Here is a 1,743-nt window from a genome sequence, read left to right on the forward strand (position 1 = left end):
CTTACCACCTTACCACCTCGTATAATGTAGTTATGATATTTGATAAATTAAATCTACATAGTCTAACGAATTTTTATCTTTATAATAGTATCTAATATTCGGACTACTGTGTAGATTGAATGCTCTTTTTTCAGATATCTAAGAGACAACACTCCAGTTAAATATAGTGTTATAATACTCCTGAATAGAGAAGATCGATGTTTACCACCTGAGTGGTGAGTAGTTATTCTCACCAGATACTCGTAAGTAAGACTGTCATTCCATCAGTAGCTGTTCTGTGTTTAGCTGGTTGAGTTTCTCTTTTTTAAGAGAACTACTCGGGTCACAAACGAGGTTACAAATCTACTGATAGAAATGGAATCTCTACTCTATCTCTATATTCTTTTTAAGGGGAGATATATATTATGTCTAAATATCTAAACAGCACTATAGTTGGTATTGATGTTGCTTCAGAGTTTTCTTATGTTGCTATCCTTTGCCCAGATGGTCATGAGTACCGCAAACCATTTAAGCTGGTTCATACACGCAATGGTTTTAATTATCTTTTAGAAACAATAAAAAAAGTGGAAAATGAGTTTAACATGAAGCCTATATTCTTCATGGAATCAACTGGCGTGTATCATCTAACTCTTCTCCACTTTTTAAGAGATAACAAATTTGAAGCATTTGTTATCAACCCTCTTGTCACTAATTCTAACAAAAATAAGGACATAAGGAAAGTAAAAAGTGATAAAAGAGACGCCTTAAATATCGCCAAACTAGGAAAATATGATGATATAAGGGTTTCCTCTGATACAGATGTTATTGCATTTGAGTTTAAGCAACTAGTGCGTAATTATTATAGACTCATTGATAATCGTGCAGATTATAAAAAACAAATGAGCAGTTACCTTACCATTTACTTCAATGGATATAAAAAAGTATTCCGTAATATATGCTGTGATGCTTCCATTCGAATACTAAAAAAGTATCCCACTCCTAATACAATTCTAAATGCCCCCAAAGAAGATATCATTAATCTTTTGCTTCAATCTAAAAAGGGCATGTCATGGAGTGAAGAAAAATACAGACAGCTCATCAAATGTGCTGATGAAGCCACTTTTATAAGTGTACCTTCTTGCATCTTTGATACATCACTACAAAGTTTCATTACACTTTACGAGTTAGTCGATGATGAAGTAAATAGCATTCTCTCATCTATTAAAGCATTTATTAAAAGCGGTAATTTACCTAGTAGTTATGCAAAGAACATTTCTTTGCTCCAGTCAATAACTGGTATTGGGTTTATTTGCGCAGTAACCTTAGTAGCTGAAATAGGATCTTTTGAGAAATTTAAAAGTCCTAAACAACTTGTAGGATTTATAGGAATAGACCCAGCTGTAAATGAGTCTGGTGAATTTAAAGGGGATAGGGTGAAGATGAGCAAACGGGGCTCTCGCTATGCTAGAAGAGCTTTATTCGCTGCTACTCTAACGGCTATCCGAACCAAAAATAACGTACCTGAAAATCCAGTTATTCATGAATACTACAAAGTAAATTTAAAAGGTAAGAAGAAAAAGGTAGCCTTAGTTGCTGTAATGCACAAACTCACTAAATATTTATTTGCTGTGATGAGAGATCAGAAACCTTACACAATTCAAAATCCAAAAGAACATCAAGTATTGTTCTTAAAAAATCATCATCTCACCGCAGCATAATTTCAAACATCACTTTTTATAGTTAACTTTTCCATTGTTCGTGTTT

General features: G+C 33.4%; 1 protein-coding gene. It reads left to right on the forward strand.

Annotation, left to right across the window (positions count from 1 at the left end):
- Positions 1–404 precede the first annotated feature (404 nt).
- Positions 405–1,697: an IS110 family RNA-guided transposase gene (locus tag DES36_RS14605; protein WP_113921954.1), complete on the forward strand. Its 1,293-nt coding sequence runs from the start codon at positions 405–407 to the stop codon at positions 1,695–1,697.
- Positions 1,698–1,743: the final 46 nt, after the last annotated feature.

Origin of the sequence: Alkalibaculum bacchi (assembly GCF_003317055.1) — a bacterium.
GTDB lineage: Bacteria > Bacillota > Clostridia > Eubacteriales > Alkalibacteraceae > Alkalibaculum > Alkalibaculum bacchi.

Coding starts and splice junctions, on each gene's coding strand:
- DES36_RS14605 (WP_113921954.1), top strand. CDS start 405: ATGTCTAAATATCTAAACAGCACTATAGTTGGTATTGATGTTGCTTCA.